This is a genomic window from Tannerella forsythia (genome assembly GCF_003860135.1).
GTDB lineage: Bacteria > Bacteroidota > Bacteroidia > Bacteroidales > Tannerellaceae > Tannerella > Tannerella forsythia_A.
In genome coordinates, this window is record NZ_RQYN01000048.1 from 12259 (window position 1) to 37162 (window position 24904).

Sequence of the window (24904 nt, forward strand, 5' to 3'; positions counted from 1 at the left end):
CAATTTATAAAGATGTTTTGAACAACGATCAGTTAAAAAAGTCGTCGAATCCGGTTGCTTCGTTTACCCGACTGTTGTTATCTTTTGAAGAACCGCACGATACGGCATATTGCGACGGTACATCAAAGTTTTCCGTTTCGGAATATCCCAATGTTTTATCGGCATACACCTTCTGCATAAATAAAGCAAAAATAGGTAACGCCATCGAAGCGCCTTGCCCTTCACTCATCCGGTCGAAGTGGATCGAACGGTCTTCACCGCCTACCCAGCATCCGGCCACAAGGCTGGGCGTAAATCCCATAAACCAGCCGTCGGAGTTGTTCTGTGTCGTGCCTGTTTTGCCACCCATGGGTGCACGTACGCCATACCGAAAGCGCAATCGACTACCTGTACCACCATCTACCACGCTGCGTAACATCCCGATCATCTTGCACGAGGCTTCTTCGGACAGTACTTCGTTGACTTGTGCGGAGAACGAAGCGATCGTGTTGCCGTACGAATCTTCGATACGGGTCACGTAAAGCGGCTCGACGCGAATTCCTTTATTAGGGAAAACACTGTATCCGCTTACCATTTCGCTGACTGAAATATCGGGTGTACCCAGACACATCGAAACGACCGGATCGATATGTCCTTTCATACCGTATGAACGCAACAGGCGTACCAGCATATAGGGCGAGAGCTGTTTCATCAGATAAGCCGTTACCCAGTTCGATGAGTTTTGCAGCCCCCACTGGATGGTCACTTCTTCGCCGATATGTTTAGCCCCTGTATTCTTAGGAGCCCATTCTTTACCGTTTTCATCGACGAGAACTTGTTGGACATGGCGCATTTTATCGCAAGGATCAACGCCTTCGATCACAGCCAGAGAATAGAGGAAAGGTTTCATGGTCGATCCGATTTGACGCCGTCCGGTCGAGACCATGTCGTATTTGAAGTAATTGTAATCGATCCCGCCGACGTAGGCCTTTACATATCCGGTTCGCGGATCCATGGCCATAAAGGCCGTACGCAGGAAGCTTTTGTAGTAACGTATCGAGTCCATCGGTGTCATGGTGGTATCGATCGTTCCCGACCAACTGAATACTTGCATATCGACAGGCGTTTCAAAACTCTTTTTAATCTCGTTGTCGGATTTGCCGGCGTTTTTTAAGATACGGTAGCGATCGCTCTGCACCATGGCGCGTGTCAGCATTTCTTCCCGCTGTTCTTTGGAAACACGTTGAGAGAAGGGGGCATATTCACGTCCTTGCTTCTCCTTGAAAAAGGCCGGTTGCAGTGTTTGGCTCAGATGTTCGACCACGACTTCTTCAGCATATTGCTGCATGTGCGAATCGATGGTCGTATAGACTTTCAGTCCGTCGGTATAGATGTTGTACGGTTCGCCGTTGGTTTTTGTGTTTTTATGACACCAGCCATACAACGGGTTCGTTTCCCATGCCAGCGAATCGTCCGAGAATTTCTGCGATTGCCACGCCGCGTAATCGCTACGTACCGGCTTTTTAGCCGTAAGCATCAGGCGGAGGTATTCACGAAAATAGCGTGCCGGCCCTTCGTTATGGTCCATCCGCGTGAAATGCAGTTCGAGCGGTAAAGCGCATAACGAATCGCATGCGGCCGCATCGAGGTAACCGGCTTTCTTCATCTGAAGGAGCACCGTATTGCGGCGATTGCGCGTGCGTTCGTTGTGACGAACCGGATTATAATACGACGGATTTTTGCACATCCCGACGAGTGTCGCCGCCTCTTCTACTTTCAAGGTTTTCGGGGTCTGTCCGAAATAAACACGGGCAGCCGACTGAATACCTACGGCGTTGTGAAGAAAATCGAACTTGTTCAGATACATGTTGATGATTTCTTCCTTCGTGTAATAGCGCTCCAGACGTACGGCAATCACCCATTCGATCGGTTTTTGCAGCAAACGTTCGCTTAGATTTTCGACACGAGGAGAAAATAATTGTTTGGCTAATTGCTGTGTGATCGTACTGCCTCCACCGCCGCTTTTTTGCATCAGCAGGCCGCGTTTGACAACAGCACGAAACAAACCGCGCACATCGATGCCGCAATGCTTCGTAAAACGCACATCTTCCGTTGCGATTAACGCTTTGACAAGGTCGGGAGATAAATCGTTATAGCTAACATAGATGCGATTGTCTTTTCCGTACGAATAGCTGCCCAGCATCTTGCCGTCGGACGAGATGACCTGTGTCGCATAACGGTCGATAGGGTTTTCCAACTGTTCGATGGGAGGAACGTAACCGATCATTCCCTTGCCGATGGCTATAAAGATCAGGATGCTTGCAAAGACAAACAGCCCGGCCAACGACCAGAGTGTCACGATCAGGTATCCGCGTCGCTTCGGCGTCAGATTCAGTTTGCGACTCATCCATGCCGAGGTTTTGCGGTATCCGGCAATCGCTTTCGATAAGATAGCTTTGATTTTCTCCTTCATCATTACATTATAAATCTTTTTCGGCAGACACGGTTGACAACAACTCGTCCGAATCATCTTCCGCTTCCGTTTCTTCCGGCGCTTTTTTTACAAAGAAAGCGCTCAACTCATACAAGCCGTACAAGGGGAAGAAGACAAGCGACAACGTGAACGGATCACCACTGGGCGTAATAAACGCCGCCGCCACTAACAGACCCACGATGGCATAACGCCGATAGGTACGGAAGAACGAGCGGTTGAGAATACCTATCTGCGAAAGCAGCCACGACAGCAACGGCATCTCAAAAACAATCCCCATGATGAAGATCATCATCAGGAAATTGTCCATATACGATTCGAGCGAAACCTGTTCCGTGATAGCTGCACTCAACTCATAAGTCGCCAAGAATCGGAGCGTCATCGGGAATACGATAAAATATCCTACGCTGCATCCGATGAAAAACATAAGGGTACCGAACGAGAAAACCCAGCGAACGCTTTTCATCTCGTTCTCGTAGAGTGCCGGGCGAATAAATTTCCAGACCTCATACACCAGATAAGGAAACGTCAGAAGCAATGCCAGCCAGAAAGAGGAAGACATGTGCGTAAAAAACTGGGTGGCCAGTTTGATGTTGACGATGTTTACCTTAAAAGCCGGATCGCAGAAGTCCGGCAGAAACGATACGCTCGACGTCACTTTACACATCAGTCGGTAGGTGGCAAAATCGCCGTAGCAGGGAGCCATGATGACATGATCGAACAGATAACGCATCATGGAGAAAGAAGCAATCGTAAAAACAAGAAGAGCTAAAATGCAGCGGAATAGAGTCCATCGAAGCGCTTCCAGGTGATCCCAGAAGGACATTTCGTCATTTTGCTGTGACATGTTTATTTCGGTGCTTTTATTTCGTCGTGTTCGTGTCGTTCAAATTGATATCGTCTTCGATGCCTTTGACTCCGTCTTTAAAGTTGCGAATGCCTTTGCCCAACCCTTTCATCAGTTCGGGAATCTTTTTCCCGCCGAAGAGCAATAAGACGAGGACGGCAATAATGATGATTTCACCGGTACCTAAATTTCCCAAAAATAATAACTGGTTCATATATGAATAAATAAAGTTAATAATTCGTTTTGTCTGCCAGGCAAAGGTACAATTTGAAAATGATTCGACGATCCTTTTTACTAAATTTATTACTTTTGCGGCGTCTAAAAAATAAAATAGAAGATTTATGAATGCGTATGTATTCCCCGGACAGGGGGCACAATTCGTTGGAATGGGGAAAGATCTCTATGATCATAACCATCTTGCTAAAGAGCTTTTTGAACAGGCGAATGCCGTGCTCGGATTCCGTATTACGGACCTGATGTTTGCCGGAACGGACGAGGATTTGAAACAGACAAAAGTCACTCAGCCGGCTATTTTCCTGCATTCGGTCATTTTAGCCCGTACGTTGGGAGCAGACTTCCAACCCGATATGACGGCCGGACATTCTTTAGGTGAATTTTCGGCGCTCGTAGCGGGGCAGGCGTTGTCGTTTGAAGATGGTTTGAAGCTGGTTTCGAAACGCGCGCAAGCCATGCAGAAGGCATGCGAGCTGGCGCCGTCGACGATGGCGGCCGTGATCGGACTGCCGGACGAGACAGCCGAAAAAATATGCGCTGAGATTACGGACGAAATCGTGGTCTGCGCCAATTATAACTGTCCGGGGCAGATCGTAATCTCCGGAAGCATGGCCGGTATCGATGCGGCATGTGAGAAATTAACGGCTGCCGGGGCGAAACGTGCGCTCAAGCTGAAGGTAGGCGGTGCATTCCACTCGCCACTGATGGAGCCGGCACGTGCCGAGCTGGCCGAGGCTATTGAATCGACCGCGTTCAATAAGCCTGTTTGTCCGGTCTATCAAAATGTGGACGCCCGTCCGCAAACCGATCCGGATGTGATCCGTAAAAACCTTGTTGCTCAACTTACCTCGCCCGTACGCTGGACCCAGACCGTGCAAAACATGGTGGCCGACGGCGCCACGCGTTTCGTCGAGCTCGGGCCGGGCAACGTGTTGCAGGGATTGATCAAGAAAATAAGCGGTAACGTTGCAACCGAAGGAAAACAATAATCCGATGGACGGGGGAAGCAGTCCGGTTTACGACAAGAATACGCTGGAATTCGTTACCGTAGCGTTCGAGTTTTGCTCGTGGATGGAATCCGTCGGGCATGATTTGCCGGCCTTTGTCGATAAGGCGACCAAGCTGCTTCCTCTGCTTTATCTGAAAGCGACACTGCTGCCCGAAACGGAGGCGGATGACGATGCCGAAGTCTCGCACTTCGTTACGGAAGAGACGTATCATGCCCTCCGCGAGCGCCTCGCCGCGTTGCTGGGCGAATACGACACTTATCTGGAGACTTTTACGTCTGACATGCAATACAGCGATATGCCTGTTGCAGCTTTTATTTCCGAAAATCTCTCCGACTTGTATCAGGACCTCGGCAATTTCGTCTCGCTCTTCCGGCAGGGATACGAAGAAACGATGCGGCTGTCGCTGGCGCTCTGCACGGAGAATTTCCGGATGTATTGGGGGCAATCGCTCCTCAATGCGTTGAAAGCGCTTCATGCCGTGCGGTATAACGAAGATATGTACCTGACCGAAGAAGAAACGGTATGACGTATACTCCGAACCTTTCCAAGATTACGAAAGAAGAAATTGCGACGCTGCCTGTGGAGTCGTTCCCGGGGCACATCGTCGTCGTTGATCGTCTCGAGGAGGTCGAACAAGCTGTTCGTATCTTGTCGGCAAGCCGCTGCGTGGGATTTGATACGGAAACGCGTCCGAGCTTCAAAAAAAATCAGCATCACAAAGTCGCGCTGATACAACTCTCGACCGAGAATGTCTGTTATCTTTTCAGACTTAATCATCTGGATGGCATCCCGGAACCGCTGATCGCGTTTCTGAAAAACGAGCGGATCACGAAAATCGGATTGTCGCTGCCGGATGACTTCCACATGATGCGCGAGCGCGTCAAAGACCTGATGCCGGCGGGCTTTATCGACTTGCAGAAAATCATGCCTTCGTACGGCATCGAAGAGGCGAGCTTGCAGAAAATTTACGCGATTTTGTTCGGGAAAAAAATTTCGAAACGTACGCGTCTCACGAACTGGGATGCCGATATTTTGACGGACGCCCAGCAGAAATATGCCGCGCTTGACGCATGGGCTTGTCTGCGCATCTATCAATTGTTGAAATCCGAAGAATCATGACTTACTGTAAAATCTACCTGAAGCCGAAGAAAGAGGAATCCGTGCTGCGTTTCCATCCGTGGATTTTTTCCGGGGCCATTGCTCATATCGAAGGGAAACCGAGTGAAGGCGACTTGATCGAAGTGTATAGTGCCGGGCGTTCTTTTCTCGGTATCGGGCACTATCAGATCGGAAGCATCGCCGTGCGTTTGCTCTCGCTCAAGCCGGTGACGATCGACCATGCGTTTTGGACGGAGCGGATACAGACGGCCTATCGGGTGCGTCGGATGCTCGGGCTGGCAGGCCGCGACCACAACAACACGTATCGCCTCGTTTACGGAGAGGGTGACCGCCTGCCCGGACTCGTGATCGATATGTATGGCGACACGGCTGTGATGCAGGCTCATTCCGTAGGGATGCACCATGTACGAAAGGAGATTGCGGAGGTGCTGCGTGAAGTGCTCGGCGAGGTTCTTCATCATATTTATTATAAGTCGGAAGGGACGTTGCCTTATAAAGCCGGTCTCGATCAGATGGACGGGTATCTGTACGGCGGTCATCGGACGGAAGCGCATATCGCCGTCGAGAACGGGCTGAAGTTTCGTGTGGACTGGGAGAAAGGGCAGAAGACAGGCTTTTTTATCGACCAGCGGGAGAATCGCCGGCTGGTTGAACAGTATGCGCGGGAACGCTCGGTGCTGAATATGTTTTGTTACACGGGCGGATTTTCAGCATACGCCATGCAGGGGGGCGCACGGGTCGTGCATTCGGTCGACAGCTCGGCCAAAGCCATATCGCTGACGAAAGAAAACGTGGCGTTGAACTTTCCGAACGATTCGCGTCACGAAGCGTTTGCCGAAGACGCGTTCGATTACCTTGACCGGGCGGGCGACTCGTACGATCTGATTATCCTCGATCCTCCCGCATTCGCCAAGCATCGCGACGTGCTTCGCAATGCCTTGCAGGGGTATCGCAAACTCAACGCGCTTGCGTTTGAGAAGATTCGTCCCAACGGTCTTCTGTTTACTTTTTCTTGTTCGCAGGTCGTCAGTCGTAACGATTTCCGGCTGGCTGTGTTCAGTGCGGCGGCGCAATCGGGACGTTCTGTGCGGATTCTGCATCAGTTGACTCAACCGGCCGATCATCCGGTCAATATCTATCATCCCGAAGGGGAGTATCTGAAAGGATTAGTGCTGCATGTGGAGTAAAGAGCTGGCACTGACGAATGCCGAAATCCAGAAGATGCGCAACGGCGAATGGCCGGATTTTTCGGACGCGGGCATGCAGGCCGGTTTCAAGCATGCCAAGCAGTTGTTGGCGAAACTGCGTACGATGTCGACGTACGACGAGGGGTATCGCGCCGTGCTCGAAGCGCTTATTCCCGGTATCCCTGCCTCGGCCGTCATCTGTCCTCCGTTTCATTGCGATCACGGACACGGCATCATTCTCGGAGAGCATGTTTTTATCAATGCCAACTGTACGTTTCTCGACGGTGCTTATATCCGCATCGGCGCACATACGCTGATTGCTCCCAACGTGCAGATTTATACGCCTCATCATCCGCTCGATTATCGGCTGCGGCGCGAGGGAAGGGAGTATGCTTATCCCGTTACGATCGGGGCTGACTGCTGGATTGGCGGCGGTGCCGTGATTTGTCCCGGCGTTACGATTGGCGACCGTTGCGTGATCGGAGCCGGTAGTGTCGTCACAGAAGATATCCCTGACGATTCGTTGGCTGTCGGCAATCCCTGCCGTGTTATCCGGCGGTTGACGTGACCGTAAATTCAAAAAGCAAATGCAACTATGATATTTGTAAGTACGAGTCACCAAAAAGGTAACTCGTGTTACCAAAAAGGTGACTCATGTCACCAAGTTAGAGTGTTTTTCTGCCGGAGACTCAGGCACGACGTTATTTTTTCAGTTCTTTTTCTACCCATTCACGGATCGTCTGTTCCGTTGCACCGTTTAACAATCGGCCGTCCCGCCACTGAATTTCGCACACTGTTTTCTATACCGCTGCTTCCCGACGTAGCAAAAGGTATGACCGTTTTCCCTTTCAGTGGATGACTTTCGATAAATGTGCGGACAATCGTTGGCGCCACATTCCACCAGATCGGATAGCCGATAAAGGAATACATATTAATGCCTACATGGTAGCCACAGCTTGGAATCTAAAGAAAATGCCGGAAAAGATTAAGGAAAATCTTTTGCGTTCTATTTTTCACGGGTTTCTGACAAAGAAAAAATATACTTTTATTACTTTTTATACAAGAGTATCAATTGTTAAGGAGCAACTAAATACCCTCATCATTTCAGACGTATGTTTAAAAAGGTTGTCGGGGTCTCACCAACGGATTACAGGAGAGTAAATTGATCCCTTGGGCTGAGAGAGAAGAACGTCATATGATTGAGGGCAAATAGTTCCGGTACGAAACGCCCGAATCTACTCCCCCTCCCCAGCGGATGTTAAGTTTATTCGTCACGCAATTCCCGAGAAGCCCATAAAGGCCATAGCCAACAGACCTGCCGTAATCAGTGCGATGGGTACTCCTTTCATGGCGGCGGGTACATTCGTGCGATCGAGTTGTTCGCGTATGCCGGCAAAAATAACGAGGGCAAGCGCAAAGCCGATAGCCGTAGCCACGGCATATACGATAGACTGTGCGAGGTTATATTCTTTCTGGATGACAAGGATAGCCACACCCAGAATGGCACAGTTCGTCGTAATCAGTGGCAAGAATACACCGAGCGCCTGATAGAGCGACGGCGATACCTTTTTCAGAATGATTTCAACCATCTGCACTAACGATGCGATAATCAGAATAAAAACAATCGTTTGCAGATAAGAAAGTCCGAATGCATCTAATATATATTTCTGAATCAGAAAAGTCACAATCGTCGCAATCGTCATGACGAACGTGACGGCCATACTCATACCCAAAGCGGTATCAACCTTTTTAGATACCCCCAAAAACGGACAGATACCGAGGAACTGTGACAACACCACGTTGTTCACAAAAATAGCTGCGATAAAAATGAGAATATATTCCATATATCGTAAGATTTGATGCGTTATTTTTTGAATCGGTTCACTAATGCGATCAGATACCCCAAAGCAATAAATGCGCCGGGGGCAAGCACGAAGAGCAAGGCTCCGTATTGCTCAGGAAAGATAGACAAGGCAAACACCTTCCCCGTACCAAGCAATTCACGGCAAATTCCGAGCAACGTCAAAGCAATCGTAAATCCCAGCCCGATCCCGATCCCGTCGAAGCCGGACGAAACAATTCCGTTTTTAGAAGCGAAAGCCTCCGCACGGCCGAGCACGATACAGTTCACAACAATCAGCGGAATAAATAATCCAAGACTCTTATACAAATCAGGCAAGAAAGCCTGCATGCACATCTGCAAAATCGTTACGAACGATGCGATGACCACAATATAAGCAGGAATACGCACTTCATCGGGGATTAACTTTTTGATAGCCGAGATAACGACATTCGAGCAAATCAGCACAAAGGTTGTTGCCAACCCCATACTCATACCGTTGACAGCCGATGACGTCGTTGCTAATGTCGGACACATCCCCAACAACAGGACGAATATCGGGTTTTCCGCGATGATACCGTTTTTTATGATTTTCAAATATTTCATTGTCCGTTATATTTGATATTTAATATACTGCATTTATTCTTCCGGCTCTTTCGATGTTGCTCCACTCGTTCCATCGGCCTGATGACCGTTATAAGCCGCATACGCACGAGCCACGGCTTCGAGGAAAGCACGTGACGAGATCGTTGCTGCCGTAATAGCATCCACATCGCCTCCGTCTTTCGATACTGTCGGAGCGCCACTCTTCATATCACGACCGATAATGTTCTGCTTGTTCTTCTCCGCACGAAACCACTCCTCCATTTTCGAGCCCAGTCCCGGTGTTTCGTTATGTTCGAGAATTGAATAATTGACGATCTTATGCTCGGCATCAAACCCGACCATGATGCGAATCATCCCGCTAAAACCGTTTTTCGTATAGCTTTCGATGGCGGCACCGACCGACTCTCCGCCTTTCTTAGCCGGATAAACGACTAACGAATCGCCCTCGGCCAGTCCGACTTTGAATTGCTCTTCCGTTGGATTATTGTCGAACTCAGGCGCCACATTTTTGATGGCCGTCTGCAATGCCGCAGCTTTTGATTCGGCAATCTTTTCTTCCGTAAATTTATTGGCTGTCGACAAAGCCATCCCTGCCACAAGACAGATACAAGTCAGCGACAGCACGATCGTAAGGAATGTTGATTTCAGCTTTTCCATGCTTATTTACCTCCGAAATGTTTAGGTTTGAAGTATGTATTGATCAGTGGAGTCAGTCCGTTCATAATCAGAATAGAAAAAGACATCCCTTCAGGATAGGCACCGAAAATACGGATCAGGACGGTCAATACGCCAATACCAATACCGTACACGATCGTTCCTTTTTTTGCCATCGGTGAAGTAACATAGTCTGTAGCCATAAACACGGCACCGAGCATCAGCCCTCCCGAAGTGAGATGAATCAGCGGATGATTCACCGGCGTCGGGTTGAAGAGATACAGAATGCCCGTGAAAACAGCTACCGTCACAACAATTGTCACCGGAATATGCCATGTGATGATCTTGCGAAACAGCATATAAGCGAACCCGATAAGCAACGCGATTTCACTCATCTCGCCGAGACTTCCGCCCGTCAGTCCGATGGCAGACTGTGTCGCATCGGCAAAATCTTTGCTGTAATGAATCAGAGACAAAGTCGTAGCGCCTGTTTGAGCGTCCATATACGTCATCGGGAGGACGTCGGCAACAGGCCATGTCGTCATCTGTGCCGGAAACGAGATCAGCAGAAACACACGTCCTACCAAGGCCGGATTGAAGATGTTGTTACCCAGCCCGCCGAACGACATTTTACCGACACCGATCGCAAACAATGCTCCGAGGATAATGATCCATACAGGCAAGTTCGACGGTAGGTTAAACGCCAGCAATACGCCCGTCAGAACGGCTGAGCCATCACTGACCGTCGGTTCTTTTTTATACAAGTATTTCTGAATAAGATATTCGGCAAGCACACACGACACGACAGACACGAGCGTTACAATCAAGGCTCCCAAACCGAAGCAATAGAGCGAGACGAGAAAAGCCGGCACAAGAGCAATCAGTACGCCGTACATATTCTTGCCTATCGAATCGCCGCTGTGAACATGAGGCGACGGAGAAACGATCAATGTTGAGTTCATTTATATTTATCTTGTTAATTTATACAATATTCAATCAACAGGTTATTTCTTTCTCGACCGCATGATTCCCATCACGGTCGTTTTACCCATACGGATATAATCAAGCAACGGACGATTAGCCGGGCAGGTATAGCTGCACGAACCGCATTCGATACAGTCGACTACGTAGTTTTCTTCCGCTTCGTCCCAAGCCTTGTAAAGGGTGAGGTTCATCAGTAAGTTAGGAGCCAATCCCATCGGACAGACATTGATACACTTGGCACAACGTATGCAGTCGCGCATCGGCTTGCGTACCGATTCGGCTTTCGTCATCAAGAGCACGCCGGAACTCCCTTTCATCACAGGAGTATCCGCACTAATCATTGCACGTCCCATCATCGGGCCGCCACCGATAATCTTACCGGTATCTTCGGGCATGCCGCCGGCTGCTTCAATCAAGATACTGATCGGCGTACCGATACGCGCGAGGAAATTGGATGGCCGGGCAATACTTTTTCCCGTAACCGTGATGACACGTTCAATGAGCGGTTTATTCTTCTGAACGGCTTCGTACACGGCATAAACCGTACCCACGTTCTGTACCACAGCACCGACGGAGATCGGTAATGCTCCGCTCTTCACCTGACGCCGTATCACCGCATCGATAAGCTGCTTCTCTCCTCCTTGCGGATATTTCATTTTCAACGGCATTATCTCAATTCCGTTTTGTGATTGAGCCAGTTGCTTCAATAACCGAATTGCGTCGGGCTTATTGCTCTCGATGCAGATTACCGCACGGCGAACGTCGATGGCTTTCATCAGAATGCTCGTTCCGATGACAATCTGTTCACCTTTTTCGAGCATCAGCGCATGGTCGGAGGTCAAGTACGGCTCACACTCCACCGCATTGATGATCAACAGCTCAGCTTTACTTCCGGGAGGAGGCGAGAGTTTGATCTGCGTGGGGAACGTAGCCCCGCCCATACCGACAATGCCGGCATCGGCAATCTTGCCGACAATCTCTTTGGCCGAGAGCGTACACTCTCTAACAATTGCCTCGTCGCGATCGATACTTGGCTCCCATTCGTCGCCTTCGACGTTGATATAAACAGCCGGCTTCGGCAAGCCTGCCCCGTCGATCATCGTATCGACTTTCGCCACCGTCCCCGAAACAGACGAATGGACATTGGCCGAAACAAAACCCGATGCTTTTCCAATCAATGTGCCGACCTTCACTTTGTCGCCTTTGGCAACAACGGCTTCCGCCGGCGCACCAATATGCTGCCCCAACGGTATAACCACCGTGGCCGTCGGTGCGATCGTTTCTATCGGACGTCCTGCCGACAGCTTGTTTCCTGATGGATGAATCCCTCCAATTCGAAAGGTGTACATATAGAATCGTTAATTGTTAGTTGTCAATGATGTTTCCGGAACGCTCGCTTCAGGCTGGGGAGCCGGTTTAGGAGTCGGGGCCACAGCTTCTTTCTCTTTTTCTTTACGTGGCGGGAAATTGAGCTCATGAATCGCACCTGTCGGACAAACAGCCACACATTTACGACACAGGCGGCATTTCGTGTCATCGATATAAGCCAAGTTATTCGTCACTGTGATCGCCTCGAACGGGCACTCTTTTTTACATTTTGAACAGCCGATGCAAGCATTCGAGCAAGCTTTCCGTGCAACCCCTCCTTTGTCTTTATTCATACAAGACACGAAGATACGCCGTGATTTCGGCCCTTTCTTTCGCAATTCGATGATATGCTTCGGACACGCTTTCACACAAGCACCACATGCCACACATTTATCCTCGACGACTTCGGGAAGCAGCGTCTCCGGATTGATGTGGATAGCATCGAAATCACAAGCATCCACACAATCTCCCAATCCCAAACATCCGAACGAGCATCCTGTCTCACCACTGTATAGCGCGGCAGCGATCGCACAGCTTCGGGCACCGTCGTAAGTGTTTGTACGCGGACGGGCTTCACACGTACCGTTGCATCGCACGACGGCGATTTTAGGCACACTTTCGCCCGCATCTTTCCCCATAATGGCAGCCACCTGCTTCATCACATCCGCTCCTCCGACCGGGCAAAACAACCCTTCGAGCGACTCGGCCTTAAAGCAGGCATTGGCAAACCCACCACATCCGGGAAAACCGCATCCGCCACAGTTGGCTCCCGGTAGTGCATTTTGTATCTGTCCGATGCGTGGATCTTCGTGCACCTCGAACTTTTTTGATACCGCGAATAAAATGAGGGCTGCAACAGCACCTACTACTCCTAATAGAATAATTGCTATATACATTATATATAATTGATTACAGGATCACCAACGGAAGCGGCTTTCGAAACCGTAAATGAAAATCGCTTATTTATCTTATTACGCAACAAATAGATCAAAATGTAGTAAGGAAAAAGAAAGGCCAGCCCGGTCAATCCACCGATGCCTTCGTCACCCGTCAGTTTGATACCGGCGAATACAACCGCAACAACGAGAAAAAACGGAAGCACAAAAGCGAGTACGACGGCCTGCATACCCATGGATGACTGCACCGATACCACGACTTCCTCGCCCGGCTCGAACAACCTTCCGTCACCCGTCGCCTCGATAATCTTTTCTGCCTTATCCGAAGCCAGACAAGCCGACCGCGCATGACATGCGCTACATGCGCTCTGCTGCTCTATACGGACGAATACCGTATTGTTTTCGATATTCTTCACGATACCACGATGTTGAATAAATTTCACCATAAAGTCATCAGATTGCAATGTCGAGTTTGCAAATCGCGGCAAAAGTAATCAAAAAAAGATAAACACAACACCTTAAAATGATATTTTTTGTTAAATGTCACAGGGCGGCATTTCGGGAACAACAAGATCACCTTTTTTATTCAAAAAAAAGCGAAACATGCCAATCTGTATAAGTTACCAAACATACCGCAGACCAAAACTGAGGGTCTCGTTTGTCTGGAGATATGAATTATACCCCTTCGTTTTCGTCACGCTGTCATCGAAACGCAAATGAACATTGATCATCGTCGAAAAGTAACGGCTGATAGCCATATCCAACGTATTTTCAAATTCGGCTAAAACATTCTTATATGTCGTGTTGTAATAAAACCGCGACTTCCAGGTAACGTTCCGATTCGGTTTCAATACCATATCCATACGCACGGTAGAACCGAGCCTATTCAACGATTTCTCGTATCCCCCTTGGCTATCTTTCTGAAAGCCGTGCACTCCTCGGTTGATGTTATCATCCACACTGGCCATATACGTATACGATATGGGAGCGACATTAACGGCTAACTTCAACGAACGGCCTCTTTTCGCGTATTTCTTGTTCAGATCATATTTCATACCAAGCCCCATGTTGATGATATAAGGCGAGAGAAACGCCACTTGCTTTTTCATTGTATTCTTCTTATAGTTCGTAAATAATGGAGCCTTGAATTCAAAGTCGACCGTATAATACCACTTGCTCCATGCTCTATAGCCGAAGTTACTGTAGAATCGGAGCAGGTTGTCTCCGAACTTATGATTTCGGAGTGTATCGTCCGATGCCGTATATACACTCATATCGACTTGAAGCAGGTTTTTGAGTTGGAACCGGTTTCGCGCATAATTGTATTGAAACAGATTTTTACTCAGAATATTCAAATTGCTCGTACCATCTTTGTACCAGTTGGGCGAAACGTAGTTTTGGGAAAACTTGAGAGATGCTTCGAACAAGGAAGTCCAATACCGTCGGTCGGGGATAAACTTGGTGGGAGCCGTATAGTCGTCCGGACTCGTTTCTATCTTATGAACAGGGATCTGCACATCTTCTTTCTGCCAAATATGCCTTGTCTTTTCTTGGGGCAGATGTTCGGCGCTGTAACGGAAATAATCGGGGTGATGACGCCGTACATAACGGTAGGCATAATCTTGGATAATCCCTCTCCGCCGGAATGCTTCGAACATCTTGAAAGGAACATACGGAGGTTGTGTCCATGATATTTCGTTCAGATCTTTCGGCTCATAAAAATGAATTTCTTCCGGTTGAACTAAATTTTCTTTTTTAAAGAGGACGGGCATAAACAAACGGTTCACGATAATCGTATCGCGAAAAGTATACCCTTCCGGTATGGCATTGTGCGAATTATCCCAATGCCTCGACCAATAGATCGCCTCGTCCGACATGAGGAGGGTACGCTTGCGAATCGCACGATGAGATGAGGAAGTCGTATCTTTTTCTACCGTGTGCGAATTCGCAACGGTCTCTGTCACGACAGAATCGACCGGGAGCTCTATCGGCACTAAGCGAGGTTTCGGTATCGGAACCGTATCCGGTTGATTGCTTTTTTCAATCAGCCGACGAATCTTTTCATTGAAATTGAGATCTTGTGCTCTTACCGGAAGTACCGCATATAGACACGCTGTGATGGAAATATAAAAAAATGTCCGTTGTATTGTTGTCTTCATTATTGATATATCAATTGAGCGTACAAAATTAGACAAAAAGCGGAATATTCTGCACCGGAAGCGTAAAAAGCCCTCGTGTTTTCGTATATTTGCAGAACATCATCACGTATATGTAATCTGCAATCTGCCGGATCATTTATTTTAGGACAGAGAGACCCGAATTGAATAAAATAGTATAAAAACATAAGAAAAGTTCTGTTGAGTTTTTTACCTTTGCCTCTGTGAAAATATCAAGTTTAAGAAAATGATCGAAAAAAACTTTACTTTAACAGGTCGGATACTAAAGGAAAAAGCATCCGCCACAATGGAAAAACCGGCATCTGCCGTATTGACATCCACAAAAAGTGTTTCCAAGCTTTCGGGAATATGTTTTTTAGCTCTTCTCTTGCTATTTGCATGCAAAGAGGAGGAACGCCTCAAACCGTTTATCACGGTCGACAAAGAACATTTGGCTGTAGATGCTTTGGGCAGGGAGGATACGGTTCGGATTGCGTCGAATATTCAATGGACTGCCAGCGATATACCGGACTGGTGTACGATACAGGAAGAACGAAATCCTGAAAACAGTTTAATCAGAATCAAAATAACTCCCAATAAAACGAAAAATACCAGAGAGGCGCGAATAAAAATATCCGGGGAACTGGTAGAAAAACATATCATTATTGTGCAGGCATATCGAAAAAAAGATAAGCAAATCATCTGGCAGCACCTTCCGACTTGTTGGTTCAACGATGTTAACTATACGCAGGGAAAAGACGGGGTTGAACGTTTCTATACTTTTTCCGGCGAAGATATTTTTATCAATCAGGCTATCCGAGACAAAATTTATCCCGGCAATCTGATAAAAAACAAAATGGAGAGACCCACCGAATTGACAGAATATCACCAATATACGTATAACCCGATTCAACTTGCCTTTCTTGCCGGTATTCATATCTCGGTTAAAAAAACGGTACCGTCGATAAAAGCGTTGAATGAATTTGTAGATGAGATGATAAAGACTAAACCATTGAAGCAGAACATGGGATTTTATTACTCCAACACCCCTGTTAAATACACGACGTACAGACAGCTTCATCTCTTAGGAATGGGTAATCTCGGTGTCGAACTCGACAAATTGATCTCCGGCTCTTCCTACCGGCAGAAAGAAATGCCTGAAAATGAGGAGGGATACATCTTTTCATACAGCGTGAAGTTGTTTAATATTTTCATGGAACTTCCAACCGATGGTCTCCTTATTAAGGAGAAGATTACTGACAAAAACATACTAAATTCGCTCTGTTATATTGATAATATAAGTTATGGCAGAACAGCTTATCTGATTATCGAAACAGACGAAGAGGAGGAAACCGTAAGAACCATTGTCGGGAAAGTGCAAAGAAAAGAGGCATTAAACAAACAGGAGCAATCGGTCGTTGATGGAGCGAAACTGTATTATCTGCACTATAACAGCCGGAAAGAACTGCGAGCCGAAAAAGGAGGTGCCGAAATCATCACCCGGTATACGGAAAGCATAAATAAAGGGGCTATTATCCCGCTTACATTTTCAGTTGTGAATTACGACCATTTCTTGCCGGATAGAACAATGCATCTGCACCTACATTTGCCTTAGGCCCCCTCCTGTTTTTCTTTTCGACGGTTTTGGCCTACTTTTGCCCCGTTATGATGGAAGAAGTGATTCGATTTTACGACGAGCAGATAACAAAGTATACCGCTATACGCCAACGCTTGAAACGACGGATGTATCATGTCGGTACGCTACGGCTCTTTCTTTTTGTTACGGCCATAATCATATTATGGTTTTTCTGGGAAGCAGGATGGATAACGCTAACTTCATGGACGGCTGCATTTGCATTGCCTTTTATGGCACTATTGATCTACCATACGAAGCTGTCGGAAAAGAAAGCGTACGCGGAAGGCATGACACAGCTCAATACGGACGAGAAAAAGGCGTTGAATTATGATTTCAGCGCCTTTGAGGGAGCGCCGGAACGAATCGACACGCAACACCCTTTTACACTCGATCTGGATGTGTTCGGTACGCAGTCACTCTTTCAAAGCATCAATCGAACCGTCACTTCGATCGGCGAATCGTTTCTGGCCGAATGGTTTATGCATCCGCTGGAAACAAAGCGAGAGATTTTAACCCGTCAGCAGGCTGTGCGCGAGTTGACCGGAAAAGTAGCGTTCAGACAAGATTTTTACGTCACGGGCATTGGGTGCAAAGGGCATCGTGACGATCTGATACAGTTAAAGACCTTGACCGGAAAGGCCGCGGACGCCTCGTCCTTCGGCGCTGTATGGCGAGCGATGCTTTGGTTGGTGCCTTCGGCATGGTTGGCCATAATCGCCGGCATCGGTTTCGGGTGGCTGCCCGGTTGGACAGCCGGAGCGATGGTTGCCCTCAGTTTTTTGATCGCGAATCTTCCGGGGCGCAAGATTCATCAGCTATGTCGTTCGATCGACAAGATGGAGCAACTGCTACGGTCTTATTCCGTACTGATCGGGAAGATAGAACAGGAGACATTCGATGCGCCTCTCCTCTCCTCGCTGCAACAGCGATTCGTTTCGGAGAAAACAAGCGCTTCACGTGCCATCCGCCGTATGTCGCGCATCATCGGTGCGCTGGATCAACGATACAGTACAATCGGTATCATTTTAAACCTGCTCTATCTGCGCAATATGCGTCAAGTCATGCTGATGGAACAATGGCTTCGCACTCATTCGGCGCATTTCGATGCCTGGTTCGAGGCCTTGGCGCAGACGGATGCCTTATGTTCGCTGGGAGGTTTTGCCTTCAATCACCCCGACTACCCCTATCCTGCTATCGCAGAGACATATTTCACGATGGAAGGAGAAGCATTGGGACATCCCCTATTGCATCGTGAAAAATGCGTGCGTAACGACGTACGCATCTCAAAACATCCGTATTTTATGGTTGTTACGGGGGCAAACATGGCCGGCAAAAGCACTTATCTGCGTACGATCGGTGTTAATGTCCTGCTGGCCTGCATGGGGATGCCCGTATGCGCCCGCTCCCTGACCGTCTATCCCGCCCAACTGGTGACCAGCCTGCGCACAGCCGATTCGCTCGTCGCCAACGAATCGTATTTTTTTGCCGAACTCAAACGATTGAAAATGATTATCGACCGATTGAACGCGGGAGAGAAACTTTTTATCATCCTCGACGAAATCCTGAAAGGAACGAATTCGAAAGATAAACAGAAAGGGTCGCTGGCGTTGATGAAGCAGTTGGTTGCCAAACAAGCCTGCGGCATCATTGCCACCCACGACCTGCTGCTCGGCACGCTTGAAGACGAATTTCCGCACGATATCAAAAACTACCGTTTCGAAGCCGATATTACGGATGATACGCTTACGTTCTCGTACCGGATGCGCGAGGGCGTTGCCCGCAATATGAACGCCAGTTTCCTGATGAAGAAAATGGGGATTACGCTTTCCGAATAATGGTTGTCGATCGCTTCCCCCCTTTAAAAAACGACCGAAAAACAGCACAAAAGCATAAAGAGCAAGTGAGCTGAAAAGATGGGAAGCTGGCGATTTCCTTATTTTTTATACTTTTGCCCGTTCAATTAAATGATGTATAAAATGAAAGGAATATTATTCGGAATAATGGCATTATTATTCCAGTTTTCAGTTGCTCAGAACGAAACGCCTCAGGTGTCGTTTCAGGTAAAAAAAGGTTTTTCTACGGTCAAAGGCACATTTGAAAAAGTAGACTATACGATTGATTTATCGTCGGCCACACCTTCGGCGCAAGGCAAAGCCGAGATACGCTCCATTTCGACCGGGAACAGCCGGCGCGACGCTCACCTGCAAACGGAGAACTGGTTCTTCGCCGAAAAGTATCCGACGGTCGATGTACGTTCGCAACGCATCACGAAGCAAAGCGACGGTCTGTATACGGGTACGTTCGAGATCGATATCAAAGGAACCAAAGAAGTGAAAGAGATTACGTTCGAAGTCGTAGAAGAAGCCGGCAAAAAGGTGTTAAAAACCGAATTCGAGCTCTCCCTGAAAACATTTCATATCGGGTCGGGCATCCTTAAATCCTTGATCGGGGATACCGTAAAAGTAAAAGTAGCCTTGCCTTTTTGACGAAAAGGTTCCCAAATAATTCTCACGAAACTTGCGGAAAATAGTCGAAAATCCGTATCTTTGCCACTTCTAAAATAAAACAATCGTGGCAAATACAAAGTATATTTTCGTGACAGGCGGTGTCGTTTCCTCGTTAGGAAAGGGGATTGTCTCGGCCTCGCTCGGCAAACTGCTACAGGCGAGAGGCTACAAGGTAACTATTCAGAAATTCGATCCATATATTAATGTAGATCCCGGTACACTCAATCCCTACGAACACGGCGAGTGTTTCGTGACCATCGACGGGCATGAGGCCGACCTCGACCTTGGCCATTACGAGCGTTTCCTGAACGTTCCCACCACGCGTGCCAACAGCATTACTACGGGACGGATCTATCAGAGCGTGATTGAGAAGGAGCGACGCGGCGAGTATCTGGGTAAGACGGTGCAGGTGATCCCGCACATCACGGACGAGATAAAACGCAACGTCAAGCTGTTGGGTTCGAAGAACAAGTTCGATGTCGTGATTACCGAAATCGGCGGAACGGTGGGTGACATCGAGTCGTTGCCGTTTATCGAGAGTATGCGCCAGTTGAAGTGGGAACTCGGACGCGACTGCCTTTGCGTACATCTGACGTATGTGCCGTTTATCGCGGCGGCCAAAGAATATAAAACGAAGCCGACACAACACTCTGTCAAGCAGCTTCAGGAGCTGGGCGTGCAGCCCGACATTTTGGTATTGCGCACCGAGCACGAGCTGAACGCGACGATTCTGCACAAGGTGGCGCTGTTCTGCAACGTCTCGAAAGAAGCCGTGATCCAGTCGGTCGACGTGCCGACGATTTACGAAGTCCCCCTGAAGCTGCAAGAACAGCAGATGGACTCCATTGTGCTCGGCAAATTCGGTCTCGAAACCGGAGAAACGCCCGAGCTGAAGCCGTGGAAGAAATTCCTCGAACGCAAGAGAAACGCAACGAAGGAAGTACGCATCGGATTGGTAGGCAAATACGTCGAATTGCAGGATGCCTACAAGTCGATCGACGAATCGTTGCTGATTGCCTCGATCTATAACGATCGGAAATTGAACCTTCGTCTGGTGCATTCGGAGAAACTCAACGAATCGAACGTAGAGAGCATGTTGGCCGATCTCGACGGCGTGGTGATAGCTCCGGGCTTCGGACAGCGCGGCGTAGAAGGCAAGCTGACGGCCATCCGCTACGTACGCGAGCATGACATACCCTGTCTCGGCATTTGTCTCGGCATGCAGTGCATGGTCATCGAGTTCGCACGCAATGTGCTGGGTATGGAAGGCGCCAATTCGACGGAGATGGATCCGCAGACCCCGTTCAAGGTCATCGACCTGATGGAAAACCAGAAGAACGTGGTTAATATGGGCGGTACGATGCGTTTGGGAGCTTACGATTGCGTACTCAAGAAAGGTTCGAAACTGCATCAAGCCTTTGGTAAGGAGCTGGTGCAGCAACGCCATCGCCACCGGTTCGAGTTCAACAGCGAATATAAGACGACCTTCGAAGCGGCAGGCATGAAGTGTGTGGGCGAAAACCCCGACACGGGCCTTGTCGAAGCCGTCGAGCTGCCCGGGCTGCAATGGTTCGTGGGCGTACAGTTCCACCCCGAATACGACAGTACGGTGGTGAGCCCAAACGCTTTGTTCGTAAGTTTCGTCAAGGCGGCCATCACAAGAAAGTAGTAAAGTAGTATAGTAGTTAAAGTAGTAAGGAAGTAAAGAAGATATGTCATTAGATAAAAATACGATTATCGGTTTTATCCTGATCGGGGTGGTTTTGTTTCTGTTCACGTGGCTGAACCGTCCGACTCAGGAACAAATAGAAGCTCAGCAACATTATAGAGACTCACTGGCTCGGGTAGAGCAGGCGCGTCTCGAAGCACTGAACCAACCCGCGAAAGAAACGCAGCTGACCGCCACGGAAACGTTGGAAGGTTTACCCGATTCGGTGCGTACCGAAAGACTTCGTCAGCATTTCGGAGATTTTGCCGCGTCCGCCGAAGGTACGGAAGAGTTCGTAACCCTCGAAAACGACCAAATCGAAGTAAAAATCAGCAGCAAGGGCGGTAAACTCTCTTACGCGCGACTGAAAGAATATACGACTTGGGACAAACAGCCGCTCGTGCTCTTCGACGGCGTCGACGAGTCCGATTTCGGCATCACGATGGTATCGGCCAATCAGCGCGTCATCAATACATCCGATCTTTACTTTACCCCTATCCCGAGTGCCGACGGCCGTTCGGTCGTGATGCGATTAGCCATCGACGAGGGACGCTATATGGATTTCACCTATACGCTCGAACCCGACAACTACATGCTCCGTTACACGATCGAGAGCGCGGGACTGAACGGTATTCTCGCGCCGAGCACGCACTCGCTCGATTTTACGTGGAGGCAGAAGACCCGCAAGCTCGAGCACGGACGAAAATACGAAGACCAGTACACCGGTCTGTACTACAAATACGCGGCTGACGACGTAGACAAGCTGAGCGAATCGAAAGAAGACAGCAAACAAATCGCCAACCGACTGAAATGGATCGGCTATAAAAACAAATACTTCGCCACGGTACTCATTGCCGACGAGGCGTTCACCGCCACCACGCTCGAATCGCGTTTGCTCACCGACACCGCGCACCTGAAAGAATTTAAGACGACGACTTCGGTCGATTTCGACCTGACCGCCCGCAAAAGCATCGGCTTCCGTTATTTCATCGGGCCGAACAAGTACCATCTGCTCAGCGAATACGACGACGGCGTGGCCAAAGACCACGAGCTGTCGCTCGACGAGCTCGTGCCGATGGGTTATAAATGGGTGCGCCCCATCAATAAATACTTCGTGATGCCGATCTTCGATTTCCTGAGCCGGTATATCGCCAACTACGGACTGATTATTTTCTTACTGACGCTGATCGTCAAATTCGTGCTGTTCCCGCTGACGTACAAATCGTATCTTTCGACGGCGAAGATGCGCGTCTTGCGTCCGCAGGTCGAAGAGCTGAAAACGAAGTACCCGAAGAAAGAACAGGCCATGGAGTTGCAGAGAGCGACAATGGAACTGTATAACCGTGCCGGCGCCAGTCCGATGAGCGGCTGTCTGCCCATGTTGTTACAGTTACCGATTCTGATCGCGCTCTACGGACTCTTCCCCACCTCGATCGAGTTGCGCCAGCAATCGTTCCTCTGGGCCAAAGACCTCTCGACGTTCGACGCCGTGTTCTCGTGGAATACCGATATCCCGCTCATCACGTCGTTCATGGGAAATCATATCAGCCTGTTCTGCTTGCTGATGACCATCGTGCAGATTGTTTATTCGAAGATCAACATGAACATGAGCAACACCGGTCAGCAGCAGATGCCCGGAATGGCGATGATGACGTACATGATGCCGATCATGCTTTTCTTCATGTTCAATCAGGCATCGGCCGGACTGAGTTACTACTTCCTGATCTCGACGCTGATCACGATTTTGCAGACCATCTCGATCCGTTTCATGGTGAACGAAGAGAAACTGCTGGCCAAACTGGAAGAGAACAAAAAGAAGCCTCGCAAACGTGCCGGATGGATGGAACGGATGGCCGAGATGCAGCGCAAGCAGCAGGCCGAGTTGGAGCGTCAGCAGAAGCAACGCGCCAAACAGAAGCAGGCGCATAACTACAAACGTCAGGAAAGGAATAAGTAAACCGCGCCCCGACGTTTTTAAGACGGAATAACAAAAAAGGAATACGACAAACAGGCAAAGACATGAAATTTCTGGGCATTATACCGGCACGCTACGCCTCCACCCGCTTTCCGGGTAAGCCGCTGGCCGATATGGACGGACAACCGATGATCCGTCGCGTCTACGAACAGGTGCAGGAAACGGTCGACCGCCTGTATGTCGCGACCGACGACGCGCGCATCGAAGCGGCCGTTAAAGCCTTCGGCGGAGAAGTGGTGATGACTTCCGAGACGCACCGCAGCGGCACCGACCGTTGCTACGAAGCATCGACGAAAGTGGGCGAAGGATTCGACGTCGTCATCAATATTCAGGGAGACGAGCCGTTTATTCGTCCGCAACAAATCGAGCGACTGAAGGAATGCTTCTCTTCGCCCGAAGTACAAATCGCCACGCTCGCGAAAGCCTTCGCGAAAGACGACGATTTCGAGGCCGCGCTCTTCAATCCCAACACCCCGAAGGTCGTCATGAACAAGAACGGAGACGCGCTTTATTTCAGCCGCTCCATCATCCCCTACATCCGCGGAAAGGTACATACCGAGTGGCTGGTGCACCACGTGTTCTACAAACACATCGGGCTGTACGCGTACCGTACCGGCGTGTTGAGCGAAATCGCGCGCCTGCCGCAATCGTCGCTCGAGCAGGCCGAGAGCCTTGAGCAGCTGCGCTGGTTGGAGAATGGCTACCGCATCCGCGTAGGCATCACCGAACAGGAAACCATCGGCATCGATACGCCCGACGATATGGAACGCGCCATCGCCTTTCTAAGAAGTCAGGCCAAGTAACACCGCCCCACACAGAGCGAAAGGCAATGCATCGCGATGAAACGGTTACATCCCATCGAAGCGTGGATAGCGGAAGGCGAACATCAGCAGCAGGATTTTAAATTCGAAGTCAGCGACAGCAAAAAAATCGCCCGAACGCTCAGCGCCTTTGCCAATACCGACGGCGGACGACTGCTGATCGGCGTCAAAGACAACGGACACATTGCCGGCATACAGGGCGACGAGGAGTATTATATGGTCGAGGCCGCGTCGACCATGTACACACGTCCCGAAGTGCCGTTCACGGCCAAGCATTGGGAGATCAACGGCAAAACGGTACTCGAAATCAACGTCGAGCCGTGCGCCGCGCGTCCGTATCTGGCACCCGACAAGGACGATCACTACAAAGCCTATATCCGCGTGGCCGACGAGAACAAGCTGGCCAATAAAACCTTGCTCCTCTCGTGGCAAAAACGCGAAAGCGACGACGGCAATCTGCTGCGACTGACGAAACCCGTCGAAAAACTGATGCGCCACCTCGACACACACCCTTCGGTCAGCCTCCGCGAGTTTTGCCGGATCGCGCGTATCCGCTACCTCACCGCCCGAAACATCGTAAGCGACCTGATAGCCGTCGGCACCTTACGCTACATCGTGCAGAACGGACAAATCGTTTACGAGAAAACAAAAACAACGCCCGACACATAAACCGCGTCACGCGACCTCGTCTGCGTTCCACATCTTTTGCATCATATACAAAAAATCTTCACACAGATTGATTACAATCAACTTGCGGGAAATAAATCTTCACGCAGATTTATTACAATCAATTTGCGGGAGATAAATCTTCATGCAGATTTATTACAATCAACTTGCGGGAGATAAATCTTCACGCAGATTTATTACAATCAACTTGCGGGAGATA

At 49.1% G+C, this 24904-nt stretch carries 23 protein-coding genes and 1 pseudogene; 12 read left to right on the plus strand and 12 right to left on the minus strand.

Annotation, left to right across the window (positions count from 1 at the left end; genetic code table 11):
• Positions 1-28: 28 nt before the first annotated feature.
• From EII41_RS10905 to EII41_RS10915, 3 genes are all read right to left on the minus strand, one after another.
• Positions 29-2266, minus strand: coding sequence for a transglycosylase domain-containing protein (locus tag EII41_RS10905; protein WP_260425561.1), 2238 nt, complete (start codon positions 2264-2266; stop codon positions 29-31).
• Between the two features lie 193 nt (positions 2267-2459).
• Positions 2460-3317: a twin-arginine translocase subunit TatC gene (gene tatC, locus EII41_RS10910; protein ID WP_124752372.1), complete on the minus strand. Its 858-nt coding sequence runs from the start codon at positions 3315-3317 to the stop codon at positions 2460-2462.
• Positions 3318-3333: 16 nt separating this feature from the next.
• The gene (locus EII41_RS10915; RefSeq protein ID WP_124790604.1) at positions 3334-3531 is read right to left on the minus strand and encodes a twin-arginine translocase TatA/TatE family subunit; all 198 of its coding nucleotides are present in this window, start codon (positions 3529-3531) and stop codon (positions 3334-3336) included.
• Positions 3532-3658: 127 nt separating this feature from the next.
• Between EII41_RS10915 and fabD the strand changes: the two genes are divergently transcribed.
• From fabD to EII41_RS10940, 5 genes are read left to right on the plus strand one after another with little or no spacing between them, the layout of a single operon-like run.
• Entirely contained in the window at positions 3659-4540 is an 882-nt protein-coding gene (fabD, locus tag EII41_RS10920) for an ACP S-malonyltransferase (protein WP_124790605.1), read from the plus strand.
• A gap of 4 nt (positions 4541-4544) precedes the next feature.
• Positions 4545-5087, plus strand: coding sequence for a DUF5063 domain-containing protein (locus EII41_RS10925; RefSeq protein WP_124790618.1), 543 nt, complete (start codon positions 4545-4547; stop codon positions 5085-5087).
• The gene (locus EII41_RS10930; RefSeq protein WP_124752369.1) at positions 5084-5680 is read left to right on the plus strand and encodes a 3'-5' exonuclease; all 597 of its coding nucleotides are present in this window, start codon (positions 5084-5086) and stop codon (positions 5678-5680) included. Before EII41_RS10925 ends, EII41_RS10930 begins: the two co-directional genes overlap by 4 nt.
• Entirely contained in the window at positions 5677-6867 is a 1191-nt protein-coding gene (locus tag EII41_RS10935; RefSeq protein ID WP_124790606.1) for a class I SAM-dependent rRNA methyltransferase, read from the plus strand. The genes EII41_RS10930 and EII41_RS10935 overlap by 4 nt, the downstream gene beginning before the upstream one ends.
• A complete protein-coding gene (locus tag EII41_RS10940; protein ID WP_411292602.1) occupies positions 6857-7435 on the plus strand; it encodes a sugar O-acetyltransferase in 579 nt (192 codons plus the stop codon). Before EII41_RS10935 ends, EII41_RS10940 begins: the two co-directional genes overlap by 11 nt.
• Positions 7436-7568: 133 nt before the next feature.
• On the opposite strand, the pseudogene EII41_RS10945 reads toward EII41_RS10940, so the two are convergent.
• From EII41_RS10945 to EII41_RS10990, 9 genes and pseudogenes are all read right to left on the minus strand, one after another.
• Positions 7569-7788: pseudogene (locus tag EII41_RS10945) on the minus strand (flavodoxin); the annotation flags it as partial.
• A 350-nt stretch (positions 7789-8138) separates the two neighbouring features.
• A complete protein-coding gene (gene rsxA, locus EII41_RS10955; protein ID WP_124752400.1) occupies positions 8139-8711 on the minus strand; it encodes an electron transport complex subunit RsxA in 573 nt (190 codons plus the stop codon).
• A gap of 20 nt (positions 8712-8731) precedes the next feature.
• Positions 8732-9313 carry an RnfABCDGE type electron transport complex subunit E gene (locus EII41_RS10960; RefSeq protein ID WP_124752399.1) on the minus strand — a complete coding sequence of 194 codons (582 nt, stop codon included), beginning with the start codon at positions 9311-9313 and terminating at the stop codon, positions 8732-8734.
• A gap of 33 nt (positions 9314-9346) precedes the next feature.
• Positions 9347-9970 (minus strand): RnfABCDGE type electron transport complex subunit G, encoded by a 624-nt coding sequence (locus tag EII41_RS10965; protein ID WP_124790607.1) that lies wholly within the window; start codon positions 9968-9970, stop codon positions 9347-9349.
• A gap of 2 nt (positions 9971-9972) precedes the next feature.
• Entirely contained in the window at positions 9973-10929 is a 957-nt protein-coding gene (locus EII41_RS10970; RefSeq protein WP_124752397.1) for an RnfABCDGE type electron transport complex subunit D, read from the minus strand.
• Between the two features lie 42 nt (positions 10930-10971).
• Entirely contained in the window at positions 10972-12300 is a 1329-nt protein-coding gene (gene rsxC / locus EII41_RS10975) for an electron transport complex subunit RsxC (RefSeq protein ID WP_124790608.1), read from the minus strand.
• Positions 12301-12309: 9 nt separating this feature from the next.
• Positions 12310-13218, minus strand: a complete 909-nt coding sequence (locus EII41_RS10980; protein ID WP_124790609.1) for a Fe-S cluster domain-containing protein — start codon at positions 13216-13218, stop codon at positions 12310-12312.
• The gene (locus tag EII41_RS10985; RefSeq protein ID WP_124752394.1) at positions 13215-13661 is read right to left on the minus strand and encodes a SoxR reducing system RseC family protein; all 447 of its coding nucleotides are present in this window, start codon (positions 13659-13661) and stop codon (positions 13215-13217) included. Before EII41_RS10985 ends, EII41_RS10980 begins: the two co-directional genes overlap by 4 nt.
• Positions 13662-13835: 174 nt before the next feature.
• Entirely contained in the window at positions 13836-15374 is a 1539-nt protein-coding gene (locus EII41_RS10990) for a DUF3078 domain-containing protein (RefSeq protein WP_124790610.1), read from the minus strand.
• A 304-nt stretch (positions 15375-15678) separates the two neighbouring features.
• Here EII41_RS10990 and EII41_RS10995 point away from each other — a divergent pair, with 304 nt between their 5' ends.
• From EII41_RS10995 to EII41_RS11025, 7 genes are all read left to right on the plus strand, one after another.
• A complete protein-coding gene (locus EII41_RS10995; RefSeq protein ID WP_185711900.1) occupies positions 15679-16986 on the plus strand; it encodes a BACON domain-containing protein in 1308 nt (435 codons plus the stop codon).
• A gap of 53 nt (positions 16987-17039) precedes the next feature.
• Positions 17040-18842 (plus strand): MutS family DNA mismatch repair protein, encoded by a 1803-nt coding sequence (locus tag EII41_RS11000; protein ID WP_124790620.1) that lies wholly within the window; start codon positions 17040-17042, stop codon positions 18840-18842.
• A gap of 141 nt (positions 18843-18983) precedes the next feature.
• On the plus strand, positions 18984-19493 hold the full coding sequence (locus EII41_RS11005) for a YceI family protein (RefSeq protein ID WP_185711901.1): 510 nt from the start codon (positions 18984-18986) through the stop codon (positions 19491-19493).
• 85 nt (positions 19494-19578) lie between these two features.
• The gene (locus tag EII41_RS11010; protein ID WP_124790613.1) at positions 19579-21183 is read left to right on the plus strand and encodes a CTP synthase; all 1605 of its coding nucleotides are present in this window, start codon (positions 19579-19581) and stop codon (positions 21181-21183) included.
• 43 nt (positions 21184-21226) lie between these two features.
• Entirely contained in the window at positions 21227-23179 is a 1953-nt protein-coding gene (yidC, locus tag EII41_RS11015) for a membrane protein insertase YidC (protein ID WP_124790614.1), read from the plus strand.
• Positions 23180-23241: 62 nt separating this feature from the next.
• Positions 23242-24000, plus strand: a complete 759-nt coding sequence (gene kdsB / locus EII41_RS11020; RefSeq protein ID WP_124790615.1) for a 3-deoxy-manno-octulosonate cytidylyltransferase — start codon at positions 23242-23244, stop codon at positions 23998-24000.
• Between the two features lie 36 nt (positions 24001-24036).
• Positions 24037-24687, plus strand: a complete 651-nt coding sequence (locus EII41_RS11025) for a helix-turn-helix domain-containing protein (RefSeq protein WP_124790616.1) — start codon at positions 24037-24039, stop codon at positions 24685-24687.
• Positions 24688-24904 lie beyond the last annotated feature (217 nt).